This window comes from Tessaracoccus luoxuelianae, from assembly GCF_054483915.1.
Genome location: NZ_CM137013.1, coordinates 1458408 through 1478457 on the forward strand (window position 1 = coordinate 1458408; position 20050 = coordinate 1478457).

Sequence of the window (20050 nt, forward strand, 5' to 3'; positions counted from 1 at the left end):
GCGGGGGCGCCACCTGCACGGCGGGGGTGCGTTGGCGATGGGGCCCGGGCGCTGCTAAGCTCGTGCGTCGCCGGGATGCCCGGCATGGCAGGTTGCCCGAGTGGCCAAAGGGAGCGGTCTGTAAAACCGTCGGCGTAGCCTACGTTGGTTCAAATCCAACACCTGCCACTAGGCCTCGGACCGGATTGGTACGGGGCCTAGTTTCGTTTTCATCCTGAGAGAGGGGCCGACGATGGCCACCCCACACATCGCCTGCGAGCCCGGCGACATCGCCCCACTGGTGATCATGCCCGGAGATCCGAAGCGGGCCGAGCGGATCGCCAGGACCCGCATGCAGGACGTGCGCCTTGTCTCCGACGTGCGCGGCATCGCGGCCTGGACGGGCACCGTCGACGGCGTGCCGATGACGGCGATGGCCTCCGGGATGGGCGTCCCGTCGCTGTCGATCTACGCCACCGAGCTCTTCTCCCAGTTCGGCGTGCAGCGGATCTGCCGCGTCGGGACCTGCGGGGGCATCTCGTCGAAGGTCGCGGTCAAGGACGTCATCGTCGCCTCGGCGGCACACACCAATTCCGCGGTGGCCACGCTCGACATTCCGGGGGTGAGCCTCTCGCTGGCGGCGTCCTACGACATGCTGCGCGGCGCCGTCGAGTCTGCCCGCGCCTCGGGCCGGCCGGTGCACGTCGGGGCCGTGTTCACCAGCGACTTCTTCTATTCTTCGCGCACGGACATCATCCCGGGCCTCGACCGCCTGGGCACCCTGGGCGTCGAGATGGAGGCCGCGGGTCTCTACGCATGCGCCCTGGCCAACAACGCGGAGGCGCTCGCGGTGCTGACCGTCTCGGACCACCTGAAGGACGGCTCGTCGGACCTTTCCGCAGAGGAACGCGAGACGCTGTTCGAGGGGGCCTTGGAGGTCGCGGTGGCGGCCCTCAAGGCCTGATCGGCCGCGCAGTCACGGCGACGCGGACGCGATTTGTGGTGATCGTCGCGGCCCATGTATGGTTGGTCGTCGGCTGGCCCCTATAGCTCAGTAGGTAGAGCGTCTCCATGGTAAGGAGAAGGTCTGCGGTTCGATTCCGCATGGGGGCTCGGTTCCCTCCTGCACCACCAGGGGGGAACTCTGACGGGGTAGCTCAGTCGGTAGAGCAAGCGGCTCATAATCGCTGTGTCGCGGGTTCGAATCCCGCCCTCGTCACCGATACCGCCACACCAGCGCACCGCGCGAAGCTAGCTAAGGAATCTGATCATGGCCAAGAAGAGTCAGGACGTTCGTCCGAAGATCACGCTCGCGTGCACCGAGTGCAAGGAGCGCAACTACATCACCAAGAAGAACCGTCGAAACGATCCCGATCGTCTCGAGATCAAGAAGTTCTGCCCGCGTTGCCGCACCCACAAGGCGCACCGCGAGACCCGCTGAACACGCCCCCGATCCACCGGACCGGCCACCCCTCTCGCAGGGGTGGCCGGTCTGTTTCATCCCCGCTCCGCCGTTGTAGCCTTGCGCCCATGCCCATCACCGCCGAACACGTCGGGCGCCGCTACCCCGCCGCCCCGCCGTATGTGATCAGCCACGCCAAGATCGGCGAGTTCGCCGAGGCGCTGCGCGACGAGAATCCCGCCTACCGGGGCGAACACCCCATCGCCCCGCCCACCTTCGCCGCCGTGATCGCGGCCCAGGCCTGGGGAGCCCTCTTCGGCGACGAGGAACTGGGCCTGGCGCTCAACCGCACCATGCACACGGACCAGAGCTTCACCTTCCACCGCCCCCTGCGCCCGGGAGACGTCGTCGTCGCGGAGCTGAGCATCGAGAAGGTGCGCAACCGGGGCCAACTGGACATGATCACGGTCCTGGTGGACCTCGCCGTCGACGGGGCCACCGTCTGCGAGGCCCGCTCCACCCTCATGCACACCCGGGAGGACGACCATGCCTGACGCCACCGTCGGCCAGCAGCTGCCGGAGCTCCGGGTCCCCGTGACCCGCTCCACCGTGGTGCGCTACTCGGGCGCCTCCACGGACTTCAACGAGATCCACTTCTCGGACCGGCACGCCCGCGCCATCGGTCTGCCCGGCGTGGTGGCCCACGGAATGTGGACCATGGGTGCGGGGCTGAAGATCGTCACCGACTGGGCGGAGGACCCCGCCCGGGTGCTCAGCTACTTCGTCCGCTTCACGCGCCCCGTCGTCGTCCCGGACACCGATGAGGGCACCGAGGTGACCTACACCGCGACAGTCACGCACCTGAGCGACGGCGTGGCCACCGTCGCCATCACCGCCACCTGCGGCGAGGACGCCGTGCTGGGGGCGGCCAAGGCCGAGGTGCGCGTTGACTGAGTGCCGCATCGACCGGCTCTCGGTGGACACGGGCGCACCACGCGTGGCGGACTCGGCCCTGCTGGCGGACCACACCACGCTGCGGGTGGGTGGCCGGGCCAGACGCTTCGAGGTGGCCGAGACCGAGCGCGATCTCATCGACCTGGTCACCGAGTGCGACGAGGCGGCCGAGCCGCTGCTCATCCTCGGCGGAGGCTCGAACCTGCTGATCTCCGACGACGGCTTCCCCGGCACAGTGGTGCGGGTGGCCCTCGCGGGGCTGGACGCTGACGTGTCCACCTGCGGTGGCGCGGCGGTGCGGGTCGCGGCGGGCGAGAACTGGGACGACGTGGTGGCCTACGCCGTCGAGCAGGAGTGGAGCGGCCTGGAGACGCTCTCGGGGATCCCCGGCAGCGTGGGCGCGACCCCCATCCAGAACGTGGGCGCCTACGGTTCGGACGTCTCTCATACGATCACCTCGGTGCGCACCTGGGATCGCCACGACCGCACCCAGCGCACGTTTCCGCTCACCGAGTGCGGGTTCGCGTACCGGTCCTCCCGGTTCAAGCGAGAGCCGGGCCGCTATGTGGTGCTCGACGTGGGGTTCCAGCTCCCCCTCGGGTCGCTCGGCGCACCGATCGCCTACCCCGAGCTGGCCGCCCGCCTGGGCACGGATGTGGGCCGGAGGGTGCCCGCGGGGGAGGTCCGCGACGCCGTGCTCGCCGTCAGGCGCGGCAAGGGCATGGTGCTCGATCCGGCGGATCATGACACCTGGAGCGCGGGTTCCTTCTTCACCAATCCCATCCTGACCCCCGACGAGGCGGCCGCGCTGCCCGCCGACGCGCCCCGCTTCGCCTCGGGCCAGGACGTGAAGACCAGCGCCGCCTGGCTGATCCAGCACTCCGGGTTCGGGAGGGGGCACGGCGGGCCCCGCGCGGCGCTGTCGGGCAAGCACGTGCTCGCCCTCACCAACCGCGGGGGCGCCACGGCCGCGGACCTGGTGGCGCTGGCCAGAGAGGTCAGGGATGGGGTGGAGGCCCGCTTCGGGGTGCGCCTGGTGCCGGAGGTCAACCTCGTGGGCGTCAGCCTATGACTCCGCGGGGATGAGCGGGGCGCGGGTCAGTCGCGCCGCCCCAGCACCGTCTCGGCGGCGGCCACATAGCCGGCCGCCAGGGTGTGCGCCGCCAACCTCAGCGCGTCGCGGCCCGGGAGGAAGGCGCCATGGTGCAGCCCCACGCCGTCGACCCGGCCGGTGCCGATGAAGCACATCACCGAGGCGGTGGCCAGGCCGTACTCCCCGAAGTCATCCGAGCCGCAGGACCGGAACGGCGTCTCCGCCACCGTGATCCCCAGCGAAGAGAGGGTGGGATCCAGCCGCCGCACCAGCCCGGGATCGTTGACCAGCGCCGGCCCGCCGTGCACGAAGCGGGTGGCCGCGGCGGCGCCCCGGGCGAGCGCCACCGCGTCGGCGGTCCGGGCGATGGCCTCGTGCAGCAGGGCCCGATCCTCGTCGGAGTAGGTGCGGATGGTGCCGCGGCAGCGGGCCTCGTCGGCGATGATGTTGGGGGCCGTCCCGCCGGAGATCTGGCCGATCGACACGACCGTGGGGTGCGTGGGATCGATGATCCGGTTCGGGAGGCCTGAGACGGCGGTCACGATGCTGGCCAGCGTGGTGATGGGGTCGATGGCCACGTGCGGATAGGCCCCGTGGCCGGGCCGCCCGCGCACCACGATCTCGAACTCGTCGTAGGCGGCGTTGACGGCGCCGGCGCCGGTGGACACGACGCCGCGGTCCACTTCAGGCTGGACGTGGACCCCGACCATGGCCTCGACCTCCTGGTCGTCGAGCAGGCCGGAGGCCACCACGTCGCTCGCGCCCGGGGGAGTGATCTCCTCGCGCGGTTGCAGGATGGGCACCATGCCGACCGGAAGCTCCAGGCCGCGTGCCGCGGTGATCAGGGCCCACAGGGCGCCGAGATGCACGTCGTGCCCGCAGGCGTGCATGACGCCTGGCCTGCGTGACTCCCACTCGATCCCCGTTGATTCCGTGACCGGCAGCGCGTCGAGCTCGGCGCGGAGCCCGATGGAAGGGCCGGGAGGGCCCAGCCGCGCCCATGCCCCGGTGTGGGCCACGTGGGTCCAGTGCGTCCACTCCGCGGCGCGCACGAAAGTGTCGCGGGTGGGTTCCTCCTCGCCGCTCAGATGAGGCTCGGCGTGAATGGCGCGGCGCAGCGCCGCCGCGTCCGGGAGTGCCCGATCGATGCCCTCGACGAGGGCGCTGAGCAGGGGCGATGTCATAGCCACGGAGTCTAGTCGGGAACCCTTGATCGGGACCGGAGTAGCCTGTCGTGGTGCCCCAGCCCCCCACCACCCTTCGTCCCGCCGCGCCCCGGCGCTCCAGTCTGCTGCGGCTGTTTCCCTACCTGCGCCCGTTCTGGCGGCAGTTCGCGCTCGCCCTGGCGTTGGCTCCGCTGGGCGTGGCGATGGCGGTGTTCATCCCCCTCCTGCTCGGTCGCATCGTCGACGGGCCCATCGCGGGCCGCGACGGCTGGGGGGGTGGCGCTCTACGCGATGCTGATCCTGGTGGCCGGGGCGGTCGACGCGGGGGTCAACCTGCTGCGTCGGTGGATGATGACGCGCGCCACGTCGGCGCTGGAGGCCAACCTCCGGCTGGACCTGTTCGACAAGCTCCAGGCGCTCCAACTCGGCTTCCACAAGCGGTGGGAGTCGGGCCAGCTGCTCTCGCGGATCATGAGCGACCTCGGGCTGCTCAGACGGTTCATGTCCTTCGGCGTCCTCATGCTGCTGATGAACACCGTGCAGATCGTCGTGGTGGTGTCCATCATGGTGGCCATGCACTGGCCGTTGGGCGTGGCTGTGCTGGTCACCGTGCTCCCCGTGGTGGCGGTGACCACCTCGCTGGTCCATCGCTTCGGCCTGGTGTCGCGGGAGGTGCAGGACCGCACGGGCGACGTCGCGTCCACGGCCGAGGAGGCGCTGCACGGCGTCCGCGTGATCCGGTCCTTCGGGCGGGTCCCCTTCGCGTTCCGCGGCTTCGACCGTCGGGCCGTCCTGCTTCGGGACTCCGGTGTCCGTCGCATGCGCCTCGCCTCGGTGTTGTGGACGCTGCTCGAGGTGTTCCCTTCGGTGCTGCTGGTGATGGTGCTCGGTGGCGCCGCCGTCGCCTCGGCGCAGGGTCTGCTCACCCTCGGCGAGGTGGTGGCGTTCGTGACCCTGCTGCTGTCGCTGGCCTGGCCCGTTGGATCACTCGGCTTCCTGCTGTCCTTCATGCGGGAGGCCCAGACCGCCGCGGACCGCGTCTGCGAGGTCTTCGACGCCCCCGTCACCATCGTCTCCGGCACCCGCCGCCTGGCGAACCCACGCGGCGCGCTCAGCCTGCGGGACGTCTCCTTCAGGTTCGACGACTCGGACACCCCGACCCTCTCAGGCGTCACCCTCGATATCGCCCCTGGCGAGACGGTGGCCCTGGTGGGCGGCACAGGGTCGGGCAAGTCCACCATCGTCTCACTCATCCCGCGCCTTCAGGACGTGACCGGCGGCGCCATCCTGCTCGACGGGGTCGACATCCGCGAGTTGGAGCTCACCCAGCTGCGCTCCCTGGTGGCCACCGCCTTCGAGGACCCCATCCTGTTCTCGATGTCGGCACGCGAGAACCTCACCCTCGGCCGCCCCGACGCCACCGCTGACGACATCGCCGACGCGGTGCGGGTGGCCTCCGCCGAGTTCGTCTACGACCTGCCGTGGGGCCTGGAGACCAGGCTGGGGGAGCAGGGGCTCAGCCTGTCCGGCGGGCAGCGGCAGCGGCTCGCCCTGGCGCGCGCCATCCTTGTCCGGCCCAAGGTCCTCGTCCTCGACGACACCCTGAGCGCGCTGGATATCCACACGGAGGCGGAGGTCGAGGCGGCCCTCACCTCCACCCTCACCGGCGTCACCGGGGTTGTCGTGGCCCACCGCGCATCCACGGTGCTCATCGCCGACCGCGTCGCGATGTTGGTGGAGGGTCGGATCGCCCATGTCGGCACCCACCAGGAGCTCCTGGCCACGGTCCCCGAGTACCGCGAGCTGCTGTCGGCCGACTACAGCATCGAGCCCGAACTGGCAGAGGAGGCGGCCCGATGAGCGACACCCAGGACACGGCACTCGAGGACTGGCGCGGGGTCAAGCAGGACATCGCCGAGGAGTCGGACTCGACGGTGGCGCTGCGGCCCGCGAGCCGCCGGCTGCTCGCGGACCTGGTCCGCCCGTACCGGCGCTGGGGCGCGGTGCTGATCGCCGTGGTGGTGCTGGAATCCATGGCCCGTCTCGTCGTGCCCATCATCGTGCAGCGCGTGCTGGACGATGGGATCCCCGCGATGCAGGGGGGTGAATCATCCACCCTCCTCACGCTGTTGGGCGTGATGATCGGAGCCATCGTCGTTCAGGTGACCTCCCGCGCGTTCTTCCTGCGGAAGTCCGGCGTGATCGGCAACGAGCTCCTTCTCACGCTTCGCCGGAGGCTGTACGCGAAGTTCCAGCGCCTGAGCGTGGGCTTCCACGACCGGTACACCTCCGGTCGCGCCGTGTCGAGGATGACGAGCGACGTGGAGGCCGTGCAGGAACTGGTCCTCCAGGGCCTGGACGTCGTCGTGGCGGCGCTGCTCACCATCGTCGGCTCCACCGTCATCCTGCTGCTGCTGGATTGGCGGCTCGCGCTGGTGGCGTTCGCCACCTATCCGCTCCTGTGGCTGATCATGCGGTGGTTCGCCAAGGCCTCCACCCGGGCGTTCCGGCACGTCCGGACCCTGTCGGCGGTGGTCATCGTCCAGTTCATCGAGACGATGACCGGGATCAAGGCCGTCCAGGCGTTCCGTCGGGAGCCCCGGTCGCGGGAGATCTTCGAGGCCGTCGCGCTGCAGTACCGCGACGCCAACACCACTGCGCTGCGCGTGTTCGCCCGCGCCATGCCCGGCATCCAGTTCGTCGGCCACGTCGGCGTGGTCGTGGTGGTGACGGTGGGCGGCTACATGGCCCTCGCCGACGAGCTGACCGTCGGGACGCTGGCCGCGTTCGTGCTCTACGTCCGCATGTTCTTCGATCCCATGCAGGACCTCGGCCAGTTCATCTCGTCCCTCCAGTCGGCGTTGACCGCGCTGGAGAAGGTCTCCAGCGTGATGGCCGAGGAGCCTGACGTGCGGGACCCCGAGCATCCGGTGCCGATGCCCGAGGCGCGCGGCGAGGTGGCCTTCGACGGCGTGGACTTCTCCTACATCGAGGGCGCCACGGTGTTGCCCGGCCTGACCCTCGCCATCCCGGCCGGGCAGACGGTGGCACTCGTCGGCACCACGGGCGCAGGCAAGACCACCATCGCCAAGCTGATCGCACGCTTCTACGACCCCCAGGCGGGCGTCGTGACCCTCGACGGGGTGGACCTGCGGGCGCTCGACGACGTCACGCTGCGCCGGCACGTGACGCTCCTGACGCAGGAGAACTTCATCTTCGCGGGCTCTGTGGCAGACAACATCGCCTTCGGCCGCCCGGACGCCACGCGGGAGGAGGTCGTGGCCGCAGCCCGGGCCGTGGGGGCGCACACGTTCATCCAGGACATGGCGGCGGGCTACGACACGGACACGGGCAAGCGCGGCTCGCGGCTCTCGGCTGGGCAGCGGCAGCTGGTCGCGTTCGCGCGGGTGGTCCTCGCCGACCCGCGGGTCCTCATCCTCGATGAGGCAACGTCGTCGCTGGACGTGCCCACCGAGCGGCTCGTGCAGCGGGCGCTCGGAACCATCCTGGCCGATCGGACGGCGATCATCATCGCCCACCGCCTCTCGACGGTGGAGATCGCAGACCGCGTGCTGGTCCTCCAGCACGGGAGGGTGGTCGAGGACGGGGAGCCCTCTGAGCTGGTGGGCGGCGAGGGTCGCTACGCGGACCTGCACCGCGCCTGGATGGCGTCGTTGGCGTGACGGCTGGTTCGCGTCCCGATGCCAAAGCGCATATAGTGGGGCAGGCCGGTTTAAGTTGCCAAGGTCGAAGCGTGCTCAAATGCACCCTCCGTCCAGGTGGGTGAACCGTCACAGGGTAGTAGCTCAATTGGCAGAGCAGCGGTCTCCAAAACCGCAGGTTGGGGGTTCGAGTCCCTCCTGCCCTGCTGGGGAACCACTGATCAATGCTGTTCTCGGCGAGGACGCGCCGGACGGGATGAGGTGGTGCCACTACATCTGGTGCGTGGACTTGACGTCCATATCCAGATGGAGGGGTGCCAGATCGCCCGGTCCGGTGCGCCGCAGCCAGAACATGATTGATCAGTGATTCCCCCAGGCAGCCATCGATTCAGGTCGCCTCGCACGCCTACCGACACGCGTTGTCGGTGAGGCATTTTGTTTGTTAGAGCGAAGGGAAGTCCAGCGGTGAGCGACAAGTCGCACGACGCGGAACCGGACAACGAGGAAGTCGTGTCCGGGGGCCCTGATGCGCTCGACGCCGACGAGGTCGTCTCCGACGGGGAGGCGCTCGCAGAGGCGGAAGCCGCGGCTATCGCCGCGGACGAGGACGTGACGCTCGGCCAGGGGCCGGCGCCCTCTGATGACGAGGTGATCTCGGAGCACGAACGCGAGTTCGCGGCGGACCCGGAGGCCTCACAGACGCCGGTCATCCAGCGGCGCACCGCCAAGGCGCCGGTTCGCAAGGACGCCCCCACCCGCAAGCGGAACGCCGCGTTGGCCGAGGATGAAGACCCCTACCGGGCCGGCAACCCGGCCGAGTTCGTCCGGCAGTCCGCCGGGGAGCTCAAGAAAGTGGTGTGGCCCACCTGGCCGCAACTGGTGACCATGTTCGGCGCGGTGCTCGTCTTCGTGCTCATCATGATCCTCATCGTGGGACTGCTGGACCTCGCGTTCGGCTGGTCCCTTCTGCAGATCTTTGGGAGCAACGCATGACAGATTCTGACAATTCCGACCTCGACTTCGAGATCGACCTCGGCGGCCCCGAGGAGACGGCCTCCGACGAGGTGGAGATCGACCTCGGCGGGTTCGCCGAGGACGTCGAGGCCGAGGAAGAACCCGTCCTGTTGGCCGACGAGCCGTCGGAGGACCCGGACGGGGACGCCGCCGCCGACGACGCCCTGGCGGTCGCGCTCAGCGAGCTGCGCGCCGAGCTCGAGTCGAAGTACGGCGAGTGGTACGTCATCCACACGTACTCCGGCATGGAGAACCGCGTCAAGCAGAACGTGGACTCCCGTGCGCAGAGCCTCAACATGGAGGAGTACATCTTCGAGACGGTCGTGCCCACCGAAGAGGTCGTCGAGATCCGCAACAACGCACGCAAGACCGTTACACGGTGCGTCCTGCCCGGCTACGTCCTCATCCGGATGGAGCTGACCGACGACTCCTGGAGCGTCGTGCGTCAGACCCCGTCGGTCACCGGCTTCGTCGGCCACGGGCAGCAGCCGGTGGCGCTCTCCATCGACGAGGTCCTCAATATGCTCACTCCCTCCGTCATCGCCACGGTCAACGCCGCCCAGGCGGGCGCGGCCGTGGCGCGGAGGAAGAAGGTCGAAGTCGTCGACTTTGCAGTCGGTGACTCCGTCATGGTGACCGACGGCCCCTTCACGGGTGTGCACGCCACGATCACCGAGATCAACCCGAACAACCAGCGGATCATCGCGCTGGTCGAGATCCTCGGGCGTGAGACCCCCGTCGACCTCGAGTTCAAGCAGGTCGAGAAAGTCGTCTAAGATTGTGCGTTGCGCCCGTCCGCGGGCTCATCCATCCAATAGGTAAAGGACCCCCATGCCTCCCAAGAAGAAGGTAGCGGCCCTCGTCAAGGTCGCCCTGAATGCAGGATCTGCCACTCCGGCACCTCCGGTCGGTACCGCCCTCGGTCCGCACGGCGTCAACATCATGGAGTTCGTGAAGGCGTACAACGCTGCCACGGAGTCCCAGCGCGGCAACGTCATCCCCGTCGAGATCACCATCTACGAGGACCGCACGTTCACCTTCATCACGAAGACGCCGCCCGCCGCCGAGCTGATCAAGAAGGCCGCCGGGATCAAGAGTGGTTCCGCGAACCCCCTCACCACCAAGGTGGCGAAGATCACCAAGGACCAGGTCCGCGAGATCGCCACTCAGAAGCTGCCGGACCTCAACGCCAACGACGTCGAGGCCGCCATGAAGATCGTGGAAGGCACCGCCCGCTCCATGGGCGTCACCGTCGACTGATCTGCCCCACCCATACACCCTGGCAGGGGAGTGCTCCCCACACCAGAACTGGTCGACCGGCCCACGAGGCCGGCTGAAGTGAAGGAACCAGCATGAAGCACAGCAAGGCTTACCGCGCCTCCGCGGAGAAGCGCAACGAGGAGCAGGCCTACAGCCCGCAGGAGGCCCTCCGCCTCATCAAGGAGATGGCGTCGGCGAAGTTCGACGAGACCATCGACGTCGCCGTCCGTCTGGGCGTCGACCCCCGTAAGGCAGACCAGATGGTCCGCGGCACGGTCAACCTTCCCCACGGCACTGGTAAGACGGCTCGGGTCCTCGTCTTCGCTGCCGGTGACAAGGCTGACGCCGCGCGCGCCGCAGGCGCCGACGAGGTCGGCACCGACGAGCTGATCGAGAAGGTGGCCGGCGGCTACCTGGACTTCGACGCCGTCGTGGCCACCCCGGATCTGATGGGCAAGGTCGGCCGCCTCGGCCGCGTCCTCGGCCCGCGCGGCCTGATGCCGAACCCGAAGACGGGCACCGTCACGATGGACGTGGCCAAGGCCGTCTCCGAGATCAAGGGCGGCAAGATCGAGTTCCGCGTTGACCGGCACGCCAACCTGCAGTTCATCATCGGGAAGGCGTCCTTCGACGAGCAGCAGCTCATCGACAACTACTTCTCGGTGATCGAGGAGATCCTGCGGCTCAAGCCGTCGGCGTCGAAGGGACGCTACCTCCGCAAGATCGCGGTGTCCGGCACCATGAGCCCCAGCGTGCTCGTCGACATCACGGTGACCAAGCCCGCCGAGGACTGAGTCAGACCACTGCCCGACGGGGCGGGCGCCATTGCGGCGCCCGCCCCGTCGGCCGTCTCCGGTGACAGGATGGGGCCATGGCCACCGTCGACCTCCACCGCCAGGGCAGCATCGCCGTCATCACGTTGAACAACACCGGCAAGCGCAACGCCATGACCGACGACATGTGGCGAAGGATTCCCACACTGATGCGGGGCCTGGACGCGGACCCGGAGGTCGCGGTCGTGGTGCTGACCGGCGCCGGTGGCACTTTCTGCGCGGGTTCGGACATCAGTGGCCTCGACGAACTCCATCACGCCGAGGGCCCCATCAACGCGGAGCTGGCTCTGGCCCGGAGCCCCAAGCCCGTCATCGCCGCCATCGAGGGCGCCTGTTTCGGCGGAGGGCTCGAGCTCGCCGTCGGCTGCGACCTCCGGGTCGCGGGGGACTCGGCGACCTTCTCGGTGCCGCCGGCCACCCTGGGCATCGTCTACCCGGTCTCCGCCACTCAGCGGATGATCCACCTCATGGGCCCGGCGGTGACCAAGGAGATGCTGTTCACCGCCGCCCGCCTCGACGCGCAGCGCGCGCTCTCGGTCGGGCTCCTCAACGCCGTCGTGGAGGGTGGCCAGGCGCTGGAGACGGCGATCGTGATGGGGGAGCGCATGGCGGGGCTCTCGCAGCTGACCCTGCGCGCATCCAAGGAGATCGTCGACGGCCTCGTGGCCCGCGACCTCGGCGCCGAGACCGCCATCTCCTGGGTCCAACGTGCCAACTCGGGCCCCGACCTTCCCGAGGGGATCGCCGCCTTCCGTGAGCGCCGCCCCGCGCGGTTCGCGTGGCGGCCCGAGTGAGCCCGGTCGGCCTTGGCGGGTGGGCCTCAGGGCCTCAGAGGACCTTGGCGAAGAAGTCCCTCGTGCGCTGCTGCTCCGGGGCGTCGATGACCTGCGCCGGCGCCCCCCGTTCGACGATGATGCCGTCGTCCATGAAGACCACCTGGTCCGCCACTTCGCGGGCGAAGCCCACCTCGTGGGTGACCACGATCATGGTCATGCCGCTTGCGGCCAGTGCCTGCATGACGGCGAGGACCTCGCCGACCAGCTCGGGGTCCAGCGCGGAGGTGGGTTCGTCGAAGAGCATCAGTTCCGGTTCCATGGCCAGCGCCCTGGCGATCGCGACGCGCTGCTGCTGACCGCCGGAGAGCTGCGACGGGTAGTGCTCGGCGCGGTCCGAGAGCCCGACGCGCTCGAGCTGGGCGCGGGCCAGCCTCTCGGCCTCCGCACCGGCCAGCTTGCGCACCTGGCGCGGCGCCTCCATCACGTTCTCCACTGCGGTCATGTGCGGGAAGAGGTTGAACCGCTGGAACACCATGCCCACCTTGGCGCGTTGGGCGGCGATCTCCTTGTCGCCCAGGCGGTGCAGGCGTCCGTTGACCTCACGCAGGCCCATCAGCTCGCCGTCGACGAACATCCGGCCCGCGCTGATCTGCTCCAGCTCGTTGATGCAGCGGATGAGGGTGGACTTGCCGGAGCCCGACGGGCCCAGGATCACGCACACCTCGCCGCGTTCCACGGTGAGATCGACGCCCTTGAGCACGTGCAGGTCGCCGAACAGCTTGTGCACGGCCACTGCCTCCACCATGGCGGTCACGGGGTCACCTCCAGGTTGGGGTCGGCGTGGACGGTGCCCGAGGCGAGGATGGCCTGCTGACGCCTGGACATGGCCTTGGCGGGCTTCTGCCGGGAGGTGGTGTCCGTGTCGAAGCCGCGGCCGTAGTAGGCCTCCAGGTAGGACTGCCCGACCATCAGGATGGACGTGACCACGAGGTAGTAGATGGCGGCGACGATGAGCAGGGGGACCGGGAGGAAGTTCCGGTTGCCGATCGCGTTGGTGACGAAGGTGAGTTCCAGGCTGAAGGGGACCGCCAGCACCAGGGAGGTGGTCTTCAGCATGGAGATGGTCTCGTTGCCCGTGGGGGGCACGATGACGCGCATGGCCTGGGGGATGATGATCCGGCGCAGCGTCGTGGAGCGCCTCATCCCCAGCGCGGTGGAGGCCTCCCACTGCCCCTTGTCCACCGAGTTGAGGCCCGAGCGGACGATCTCGGACAGATAGGCGCCCTCGTTGAGGCCGAGCCCGAGGACGGCCGCGACACCGGCGTTGATCACGTCCTGGGTGGTGAACTCGAAGAACTCGGGCCCGAAGGGGATGCCCAGGCTGAGCCTGGGATACAGGACCGGCAACAGGCCCCAGAACACCAGTTGGGTGTAGACGGGGGTGCCCCGGAAGAACCAGATGTAGACCCAGGCGACGCCGCGGAGGATCGGATTGGTGCCCATCCGCATGATGGCCGTGGTGACCGCGAGCGTGATGCCCAGCGCCATGGCGCCGACGGTGAGGAGCAGGGTCCAGCCCATGCCGGAGAGGATCCGCGGGTCAAGCAGATGTTCGGCGACCACGTCCCAGCGGTAGTTGGGGTTGGTCAGCAGGCCATGGATCAGCATGGCCAGGAGCACCAGGATGATGCCCGCCCAGAGCCACAGGCTGGGCCTGGGGACGGGGCGGGCGCGGATCAGCTCCGGCGTGGGCGGAGGCATGCTCAGGCCTGCGGGTGGATCTCGGCGGTCTCAAGCGCCGCGTCGGTCACGCCCCAGCTGCCCAGGATGTCGCCCCAGGTGCCGTCGTCCATGAGGTGCTGGACGGCGCCCTGGATGGCCGCGGTGAGCTCGGCGTCGTCCTGAGCCACGACGATGCCCTGCGGGGCGGCGTCGCGGACCCCGCCCACCACCTCGAGCTGGTCGTTGGTGAGCGCGACGGCGTAGGAGGCCACCGTCGAGTCAGCGTAGAACGCCGCGACCTTGCCGCCGACCAGGTTCGTGGTGACGTCGGACTGCTTGGCGTAGGGGAGAACCTCGATCGGCTCGTTGCCGTCTGCCTCGCAGGCCTCGGTGAACGCGGCGAGCTCCTCCTCCTGCCAGGTGCCGGTCTGGACGCCGATGGTCTGCCCGCACAGCTCGTCGGGGTCGAACCCGTCCGGGTTGCCCGCCTTCACCGCGAAGCTGGAGCCCACCGTGATGTAGGAGATCATCGTGAAGTTGGCGGTGCGCTCCTCGGTGACGGTGAACGACGAGATGCCGATGTCGTACTTGGTTCCGATGCCGGGCAGCAGGGAGGCGAACTCGCCGTCGATCACCTCGGTCTCGACGCCGAGCACCCGGCCGATGGCCTTGCCGAGGTCGACGTCGTAGCCGATGGCCGTGGTGAGGTCCTCGGCGCGGAACTCGGCGGGGGCGTAGTCGATGGCGGCGCCGATGGTCAGGGTTCCCCTGTCGCGGATCTCCGCGGGCAGGAGGGCGGCGAGGTCGTCGACCTTGGCGACGCCGGAGACGTCGTGGGTACGGTCTGAGGAGTCCGTGGACCCTGATTCGGTCTCGGTGGTGGCCGGGGCGCTGCAGGCGCTCACGGCGAGGGTGGCCAGCAGGCCGGCGGCGAGAATGCGACGCATGAGGGTCCTTCCAGGAATTGCTGTCTTCGCGGTCTTGATCAGTGGTTCCCTAGAGGTTAATGCACGCTCCCGGGCCGTCCGCGCCCGCCCTCCGACGGTGGGACCCGGGCCTCGGCCTTCCGCCGACGACCCCCTCGATTTGGGGCTCCCGGCGGGGCTGGGTATAGTTCGCAACGCCGAAGACCGCAGGTGGCTCCCCAGCCATAACGCCGCAAGGCTCCCGCGCAGGTGTACGTGATCAGCTTCCCGAGTTCCTCGGATCGCCCCGCGCCGCCGGCGTTCGGGGCGTTTTTTGCGTCGGCGGGGCTTCGGCCCTCCTTCCGCCCACCCGGGTGGAGGGCGGATGTAGACCGGAAGGAGACCACATGGCGAGGCCGGACAAGGCTGCCAAGGTCGCAGACCTCACTGAGCAGTTCAGTAACTCTGCGGCGGCAGTTCTCACCGAGTACCGCGGTCTCACCGTCAAGGATCTGAAGACACTTCGTCGATCCCTCGGTGAGAACGCCACCTACGCCGTTGCGAAGAACACCCTTGCGGCGATCGCGGCCAAGGAAGCCGGTATCGAGGGCGTCGAAGGCACCCTCACCGGCCCCACGGCCATCGCGTTCGTCAGCGGTGACATCGCCGCCGCCACCAAGGGGCTGCGTGATTTCGCAAAGGCACATCCGTCTCTGGCAATCAAGGGTGGTGTGCTCGAGGGCAAGTTCCTCGACGCCCAGGCTGTGCTGAAGCTCGCGGACCTCGAGTCCCGCGAGGTCCTGCTGGCCAAGATGGCCGGCGCAATGCAGGCCAACCTGGCCAAGGCCGCTTACATGCTGGCCGCCCCGCTGTCGCAGGGCGCCCGTCTGTTCGGTGCTCTGCAGACCGCTGCCGAGGCCAACCCCTCCCTGATCGGTGGCGCAGGCTCCGCGCCTGCCGCCGAAGCCACGGACAACACCCCCGCCGCTGATGCGGCACCCGTTGCAGCTGACGCTGCGGAGTGATCCGTTGCAGCACCCGCTGCGATCACAGTTTTCAACGAAAGGAACGCCCACCATGGCGAAGCTCACCACTGACGAGCTCCTTGACGCTTTCAAGGAGATGACCCTCATCGAGCTCTCTGAGTTCGTGAAGATCTTCGAAGACACCTTCGGTGTCACCGCTGCCGCGCCGGTCGCCGTCGCGGCTGCCGCCCCTGCCGCCGGCGGCGACGACGCCGGTGCCGAGGAAGAGGTCTCGGACAAGGTCGACGTGATCCTGACCGCCGGCGGCGACAAGAAGATCGCCGTCATCAAGGAGGTCCGCGCGCTGACCTCCCTCGGTCTGAAGGAGGCCAAGGACCTCGTCGAGGGCGCCCCCAAGGCCGTCCTGGAGCAGGTCGACAAGGAGACCGCTGCCAAGGCCAAGGAGGCCCTCGAGGCCGCCGGCGGCAGCGTCGAGCTCAAGTGATCTGAGCCCCGGCTCAGCTCGGCACACGGCCCGCCCCCAGTGGGGGCGGGCCGTTGCGCGTCCCCCGCTCCGGATGCCTGGGGCTGAGGGTTGCGCCCCGCGCCCCGCCCGCTATCATCAGGATCAGAAGAGATCACCGTGGATCGAAGTCGACCGCAGGGCCCGTGAGGCCTGCGGTAGTTGCCGTCCTGTGCATCTTGCTCTATAGTGGTTGTTTGCCCAGCTATGCGTTGCGCCCGTGATTTGACACGGGAATTTCGCCATGCACGGAAAACCTGCTTCAAGCGTTCTTGGAAGGACCGAATCTTGGCCGCCTCGCGCTCTGCGTTGAAGAACACCAATGTCGTCTCATCCACCGGCCGAATCTCCTTCGCGAAGATTCATGAGCCGCTCGAGGTCCCAAACCTCCTGGATTTGCAGATCGACGCCTACAACTGGCTGATCGGAAACGATGCCTGGCAGAGGAGGGTGGCGGACCAGTTGGCCGCCGGCCGCACCGACGTCAATACCCGGTCCGGACTGGAGGAGATGTTCGCCGAGATCTCGCCCATCGAGGACTTCAACGAGACGATGTCGCTCTCGTTCCGCGACCACCGCTTCGAGTCCCCGAAGTGGACCATCGAGGAGTGCAAGGACCGCGACGTCACCTACGCCGCTCCCCTCTTCGTCACCGCTGAGTTCGTCAACAACGACACCGGCGAGATCAAGAGCCAGACCGTCTTCATCGGGGACTTCCCGCTGATGACGGACCGCGGCACCTTCATCATCAACGGCACCGAGCGCGTCGTGGTCTCCCAACTCGTCCGCTCGCCGGGCGTCTACTTCGAGCAGACCCCCGACAAGACGTCCGACAAGGACATCTTCTCCTGCAAGGTCATCCCGTCGCGTGGCGCCTGGCTCGAGTTCGAGATCGACAAGCGCGACATGGTGTTCGTGCGCCTGGACCGCAAGCGCAAGCAGAACGTCACCGTGCTGCTCAAGGCCCTCGGCTGGTCCGAGGACAAGATCCTCGAGGAGTTCGGCGAGTACGAGTCCATGCGCCTGACGCTGGAGAAGGACTCGGTCAAGACCCAGGACGAGGCGCTCCTGGACATCTACCGCAAGCTGCGCCCGGGCGAACCGCCGGCGCGTGACGCGGCGCAGGCGCTGTTGGACAACTACTACTTCAACCCCAAGCGCTACGACACCGCCAAGGTCGGCCGGTACAAGATCAACAAGAAGCTTGGCCTGGATCTCCCGTACGACCAGCAGGTGCTCACCCTCGACGACATCGTGGGCGCCATCCGCTACATCGTGGCGCTCCACGAGCACCGTGAGACGCTCGGCGACCTCCAGGTGGAGGCCGACGACATCGACCACTTCGGCAACCGCCGCCTCCGCACCGTGGGCGAGCTGATCCAGAACCAGCTGCGCACCGGCCTCGGCCGCATGGAGCGGGTGGTCCGGGACCGGATGACCACCCAGGACATCGAGGCCATCACGCCTCAGACCCTGATCAACATCCGCCCGGTGACGGCTGCGCTCAAGGAGTTCTTCGGCACCTCGCAGCTGTCGCAGTTCATGGACCAGAACAACCCGCTGGCCGGCCTCACGCACAAGCGTCGCCTTTCGGCGCTCGGCCCGGGCGGACTCTCCCGCGACCGCGCCGGCATGGAGGTCCGTGACGTCCACCCGTCGCACTACGGCCGCATGTGCCCCATCGAGACCCCTGAAGGCCCCAACATCGGCCTCATCGGCTCGCTGGCCTCGTTCGCCCGGGTCAACGCCTTCGGCTTCATCGAGACCCCGTACCGCAAGGTCGTCGACGGCATGGTCACCGATCAGATCGACTACCTCACCGCTGACGAGGAGGACCGCTACTCGATCGCGCAGGCCAACGCCCACGTCGATCAGTCCGGCCGCCTGACCGAGGAGAGCGTCCTCGTGCGCATCAAGCACGGCGACGTGGACCAGATCCACGCCTCCGATGTGGAGTACATGGACGTGTCGCCCCGGCAGATGGTCTCCATCGCCACGGCGCTCATCCCGTTCCTCGAGCACGACGATGCCTCCCGCGCACTCATGGGCGCCAACATGCAGCGCCAGGCCGTGCCGCTGATCCGCAACGAGGCCCCGATCGTGGGCACCGGCATGGAGTACCGCGCCGCGGTGGACGTCGGCGACGTGACGCTTGCGAAGAAGCCGGGTGTGGTCAGCTCCGTCTCCGCGGATCTGCTCGAGATCACCAACGACGACGGCACCTACCAGTCCTACAAGCTGGACAAGTTCGTGCGCTCCAACGCCGGCACCTGCATCAACCAGCGCCCGCTGGTGAAGCCGGGGGACCGCGTCGAGGTGGGCACCCCGCTGGCAGACGGCCCCTGCACGGATCAGGGCGAGCTGGCTCTGGGGAAGAACCTCCTCGTGGCGTTCATGCCGTGGGAGGGTCTGAACTACGAGGACGCCATCATCCTGTCCCAGCGCATCGTCCAGGACGATGTGCTGACCTCGATCCACATCGAGGAGCACGAGGTGGACGCCCGCGACACCAAGCTGGGCGCCGAGGAGATCACCCGCGAGATCCCCAACGTCTCGGACGAGATGCTGGCTGACCTCGACGAGCGGGGCATCGTGCGGATCGGCGCCGAGGTCTCGGCCGGAGACGTGCTGGTGGGCAAGGTCACGCCGAAGGGCGAGACCGAGCTGACCCCGGAGGAGCGCCTGCTGCGCGCCATCTTCGGAGAGAAGGCCCGCGAGGTGCGCGACACGTCCCTCAAGGTGCCCCACGGCGAGTCCGGCACCGTCATCGCGGTGCGCGTGTTCAACCGGGAGGACGACGACGAGCTCCCCCCCGGCGTCAACGAGCTGGTGCGCGTCCACGTGGCGCAGAAGCGCAAGATCTCCGACGGCGACAAGCTCGCCGGCCGCCACGGCAACAAGGGCGTCATCTCGAAGATCCTCCCCATCGAGGACATGCCGTTCATGGAGGACGGCACCCCGGTGGACATCGTGCTCAACCCCCTCGGCGTGCCCTCCCGGATGAACATCGGCCAGGTGCTGGAGAACCACCTCGGCTGGATCGCCAGGACCGGCTGGGACGTCACTGACGTCCAGGAGGAGTGGGCGGAGCGTCTGCGCGACGTCGGCCTCGGCCGGATGGAAGGCAACGCGAAGGTGGCCACCCCCGTCTTCGACGGCGCCAACGAGTCGGAGATCGGCGGGCTGCTGGCCAACTCGCTGACCACCCGTGACGGCGAGCGTCTCGTGGACGCCGGCGGCAAGGCGCGACTCTTCGACGGCCGCTCCGGCGAGCCCTACCCGGAGAAGGTGGGCGTGGGCTACATGTACATGCTCAAGCTCCACCACCTCGTCGACGACAAGATCCACGCCCGCTCCACCGGCCCGTACTCGATGATCACGCAGCAGCCGCTGGGCGGTAAGGCCCAGTTCGGCGGACAGCGATTCGGCGAGATGGAGGTGTGGGCCCTCGAGGCCTACGGCGCCGCCTGGGCACTCCAGGAGCTGCTGACCATCAAGTCCGACGACGTCCCCGGCCGCGTGAAGGTCTACGAGGCCATCGTCAAGGGCGAGAACATCCCGGAGCCGGGTATCCCGGAGTCGTTCAAGGTTCTGGTCAAGGAGATGAAGTCGCTCTGCCTGAACGTGGAGGTCCTCTCGGACGACGGTCGGGTCATCGACCTGCGCGATTCCGAGGATGATCTCCGCTCGGCGGAGGATTTCGGCATCGATCTCGGTCGCCGTCCCGGAAGCGACAACTTCATGGACGTCGGTGAAGTCTGAGTGTTGCGCTCAGTCACCCCTCGGGCCTGACACG

At 68.5% G+C, this 20050-nt stretch carries 19 protein-coding genes and 4 tRNA genes; 19 read left to right on the forward strand and 4 right to left on the reverse strand.

Translation table 11 applies throughout. From position 1 onward, the window contains the following. Positions 1 to 86 precede the first annotated feature (86 nt). From ACX1D1_RS06400 to ACX1D1_RS06435, 8 genes are all read left to right on the forward strand, one after another. Positions 87 to 168 (forward strand) — tRNA-Tyr (locus tag ACX1D1_RS06400). Positions 169 to 232: 64 nt separating this feature from the next. After that, the gene (deoD, locus tag ACX1D1_RS06405; RefSeq protein WP_459056357.1) at positions 233 to 943 is read left to right on the forward strand and encodes a purine-nucleoside phosphorylase; all 711 of its coding nucleotides are present in this window, start codon (positions 233 to 235) and stop codon (positions 941 to 943) included. 76 nt (positions 944 to 1019) lie between these two features. Then, positions 1020 to 1092 (forward strand) — tRNA-Thr (locus tag ACX1D1_RS06410). 33 nt (positions 1093 to 1125) lie between these two features. Further along, a tRNA-Met gene (locus ACX1D1_RS06415) sits at positions 1126 to 1198 on the forward strand. A gap of 51 nt (positions 1199 to 1249) precedes the next feature. Beyond that, positions 1250 to 1420 carry a 50S ribosomal protein L33 gene (rpmG, locus tag ACX1D1_RS06420; RefSeq protein WP_182782340.1) on the forward strand — a complete coding sequence of 57 codons (171 nt, stop codon included), beginning with the start codon at positions 1250 to 1252 and terminating at the stop codon, positions 1418 to 1420. 89 nt (positions 1421 to 1509) lie between these two features. Beyond that, complete coding sequence (locus ACX1D1_RS06425; RefSeq protein ID WP_182782341.1) at positions 1510 to 1935, forward strand: FAS1-like dehydratase domain-containing protein; 426 nt, start codon at positions 1510 to 1512, stop codon at positions 1933 to 1935. Next, the gene (locus ACX1D1_RS06430) at positions 1928 to 2335 is read left to right on the forward strand and encodes a MaoC/PaaZ C-terminal domain-containing protein (protein ID WP_182782342.1); all 408 of its coding nucleotides are present in this window, start codon (positions 1928 to 1930) and stop codon (positions 2333 to 2335) included. Before ACX1D1_RS06425 ends, ACX1D1_RS06430 begins: the two co-directional genes overlap by 8 nt. A 7-nt stretch (positions 2336 to 2342) precedes the next feature. Further along, complete coding sequence (locus ACX1D1_RS06435; protein ID WP_459056551.1) at positions 2343 to 3407, forward strand: UDP-N-acetylmuramate dehydrogenase; 1065 nt, start codon at positions 2343 to 2345, stop codon at positions 3405 to 3407. 26 nt (positions 3408 to 3433) lie between these two features. On the opposite strand, the gene ACX1D1_RS06440 is transcribed toward ACX1D1_RS06435, so the two are convergent. Further along, entirely contained in the window at positions 3434 to 4612 is a 1179-nt protein-coding gene (locus ACX1D1_RS06440) for a M20 metallopeptidase family protein (RefSeq protein WP_182800150.1), read from the reverse strand. A 258-nt stretch (positions 4613 to 4870) separates the two neighbouring features. Here ACX1D1_RS06440 and ACX1D1_RS06445 point away from each other — a divergent pair, with 258 nt between their 5' ends. From ACX1D1_RS06445 to ACX1D1_RS06480, 8 genes are all read left to right on the forward strand, one after another. Next, complete coding sequence (locus ACX1D1_RS06445) at positions 4871 to 6454, forward strand: ABC transporter ATP-binding protein (RefSeq protein ID WP_459056360.1); 1584 nt, start codon at positions 4871 to 4873, stop codon at positions 6452 to 6454. Next, entirely contained in the window at positions 6451 to 8277 is a 1827-nt protein-coding gene (locus ACX1D1_RS06450) for an ABC transporter ATP-binding protein (RefSeq protein WP_459056361.1), read from the forward strand. Before ACX1D1_RS06445 ends, ACX1D1_RS06450 begins: the two co-directional genes overlap by 4 nt. Positions 8278 to 8389: 112 nt before the next feature. Continuing rightward, positions 8390 to 8462 (forward strand) — tRNA-Trp (locus ACX1D1_RS06455). Positions 8463 to 8721: 259 nt separating this feature from the next. Continuing rightward, a complete protein-coding gene (gene secE / locus ACX1D1_RS06460; protein ID WP_459056362.1) occupies positions 8722 to 9249 on the forward strand; it encodes a preprotein translocase subunit SecE in 528 nt (175 codons plus the stop codon). After that, positions 9246 to 10046 (forward strand): transcription termination/antitermination protein NusG, encoded by an 801-nt coding sequence (gene nusG, locus ACX1D1_RS06465; protein ID WP_182782346.1) that lies wholly within the window; start codon positions 9246 to 9248, stop codon positions 10044 to 10046. Before secE ends, nusG begins: the two co-directional genes overlap by 4 nt. Positions 10047 to 10101: 55 nt before the next feature. Further along, positions 10102 to 10530, forward strand: coding sequence for a 50S ribosomal protein L11 (gene rplK / locus ACX1D1_RS06470; RefSeq protein ID WP_459056364.1), 429 nt, complete (start codon positions 10102 to 10104; stop codon positions 10528 to 10530). Between the two features lie 92 nt (positions 10531 to 10622). Beyond that, positions 10623 to 11324, forward strand: a complete 702-nt coding sequence (gene rplA / locus ACX1D1_RS06475) for a 50S ribosomal protein L1 (RefSeq protein ID WP_459056366.1) — start codon at positions 10623 to 10625, stop codon at positions 11322 to 11324. Between the two features lie 77 nt (positions 11325 to 11401). Beyond that, positions 11402 to 12157, forward strand: coding sequence for an enoyl-CoA hydratase/isomerase family protein (locus ACX1D1_RS06480; RefSeq protein ID WP_182782349.1), 756 nt, complete (start codon positions 11402 to 11404; stop codon positions 12155 to 12157). Positions 12158 to 12191: 34 nt separating this feature from the next. Here the strand turns inward: ACX1D1_RS06480 and ACX1D1_RS06485 are convergent, their stop codons facing one another. Genes ACX1D1_RS06485 through ACX1D1_RS06495 form a run of 3 tightly spaced genes read right to left on the reverse strand, consistent with a single transcriptional unit; the run spans position 12192 to position 14808 of the window. Next, complete coding sequence (locus ACX1D1_RS06485) at positions 12192 to 12944, reverse strand: amino acid ABC transporter ATP-binding protein (protein WP_459056552.1); 753 nt, start codon at positions 12942 to 12944, stop codon at positions 12192 to 12194. A gap of 5 nt (positions 12945 to 12949) precedes the next feature. Next, the gene (locus ACX1D1_RS06490; RefSeq protein ID WP_459056367.1) at positions 12950 to 13900 is read right to left on the reverse strand and encodes an amino acid ABC transporter permease; all 951 of its coding nucleotides are present in this window, start codon (positions 13898 to 13900) and stop codon (positions 12950 to 12952) included. Positions 13901 to 13902: 2 nt separating this feature from the next. Then, complete coding sequence (locus ACX1D1_RS06495; RefSeq protein ID WP_459056368.1) at positions 13903 to 14808, reverse strand: ABC transporter substrate-binding protein; 906 nt, start codon at positions 14806 to 14808, stop codon at positions 13903 to 13905. Positions 14809 to 15173: 365 nt separating this feature from the next. Between ACX1D1_RS06495 and rplJ the strand changes: the two genes are divergently transcribed. From rplJ to rpoB, 3 genes are all read left to right on the forward strand, one after another. Further along, positions 15174 to 15791, forward strand: coding sequence for a 50S ribosomal protein L10 (rplJ, locus tag ACX1D1_RS06500; RefSeq protein WP_459056369.1), 618 nt, complete (start codon positions 15174 to 15176; stop codon positions 15789 to 15791). 52 nt (positions 15792 to 15843) lie between these two features. Continuing rightward, positions 15844 to 16236, forward strand: a complete 393-nt coding sequence (rplL, locus tag ACX1D1_RS06505) for a 50S ribosomal protein L7/L12 (protein ID WP_182782355.1) — start codon at positions 15844 to 15846, stop codon at positions 16234 to 16236. A gap of 306 nt (positions 16237 to 16542) precedes the next feature. After that, entirely contained in the window at positions 16543 to 20016 is a 3474-nt protein-coding gene (rpoB, locus tag ACX1D1_RS06510; protein WP_459056371.1) for a DNA-directed RNA polymerase subunit beta, read from the forward strand. Positions 20017 to 20050: the final 34 nt, after the last annotated feature.

Bases quoted from the DNA above. Each gene is read 5' to 3' on its own strand.
- ACX1D1_RS06495 (WP_459056368.1), bottom strand. From the start codon at position 14,808: ATGCGTCGCATTCTCGCCGCCGGCCTGCTGGCCACCCTCGCCGTGAGC.
- rplK (WP_459056364.1), top strand. From the start codon at position 10,102: ATGCCTCCCAAGAAGAAGGTAGCGGCCCTCGTCAAGGTCGCCCTGAAT.
- ACX1D1_RS06425 (WP_182782341.1), top strand. From the start codon at position 1,510: ATGCCCATCACCGCCGAACACGTCGGGCGCCGCTACCCCGCCGCCCCG.
- ACX1D1_RS06490 (WP_459056367.1), bottom strand. From the start codon at position 13,900: ATGCCTCCGCCCACGCCGGAGCTGATCCGCGCCCGCCCCGTCCCCAGG.
- ACX1D1_RS06485 (WP_459056552.1), bottom strand. From the start codon at position 12,944: ATGGTGGAGGCAGTGGCCGTGCACAAGCTGTTCGGCGACCTGCACGTG.
- nusG (WP_182782346.1), top strand. From the start codon at position 9,246: ATGACAGATTCTGACAATTCCGACCTCGACTTCGAGATCGACCTCGGC.
- ACX1D1_RS06450 (WP_459056361.1), top strand. From the start codon at position 6,451: ATGAGCGACACCCAGGACACGGCACTCGAGGACTGGCGCGGGGTCAAG.
- ACX1D1_RS06440 (WP_182800150.1), bottom strand. From the start codon at position 4,612: ATGACATCGCCCCTGCTCAGCGCCCTCGTCGAGGGCATCGATCGGGCA.
- deoD (WP_459056357.1), top strand. From the start codon at position 233: ATGGCCACCCCACACATCGCCTGCGAGCCCGGCGACATCGCCCCACTG.
- ACX1D1_RS06480 (WP_182782349.1), top strand. From the start codon at position 11,402: ATGGCCACCGTCGACCTCCACCGCCAGGGCAGCATCGCCGTCATCACG.
- rpmG (WP_182782340.1), top strand. From the start codon at position 1,250: ATGGCCAAGAAGAGTCAGGACGTTCGTCCGAAGATCACGCTCGCGTGC.
- rplL (WP_182782355.1), top strand. From the start codon at position 15,844: ATGGCGAAGCTCACCACTGACGAGCTCCTTGACGCTTTCAAGGAGATG.
- rplJ (WP_459056369.1), top strand. From the start codon at position 15,174: ATGGCGAGGCCGGACAAGGCTGCCAAGGTCGCAGACCTCACTGAGCAG.
- rplA (WP_459056366.1), top strand. From the start codon at position 10,623: ATGAAGCACAGCAAGGCTTACCGCGCCTCCGCGGAGAAGCGCAACGAG.
- ACX1D1_RS06430 (WP_182782342.1), top strand. From the start codon at position 1,928: ATGCCTGACGCCACCGTCGGCCAGCAGCTGCCGGAGCTCCGGGTCCCC.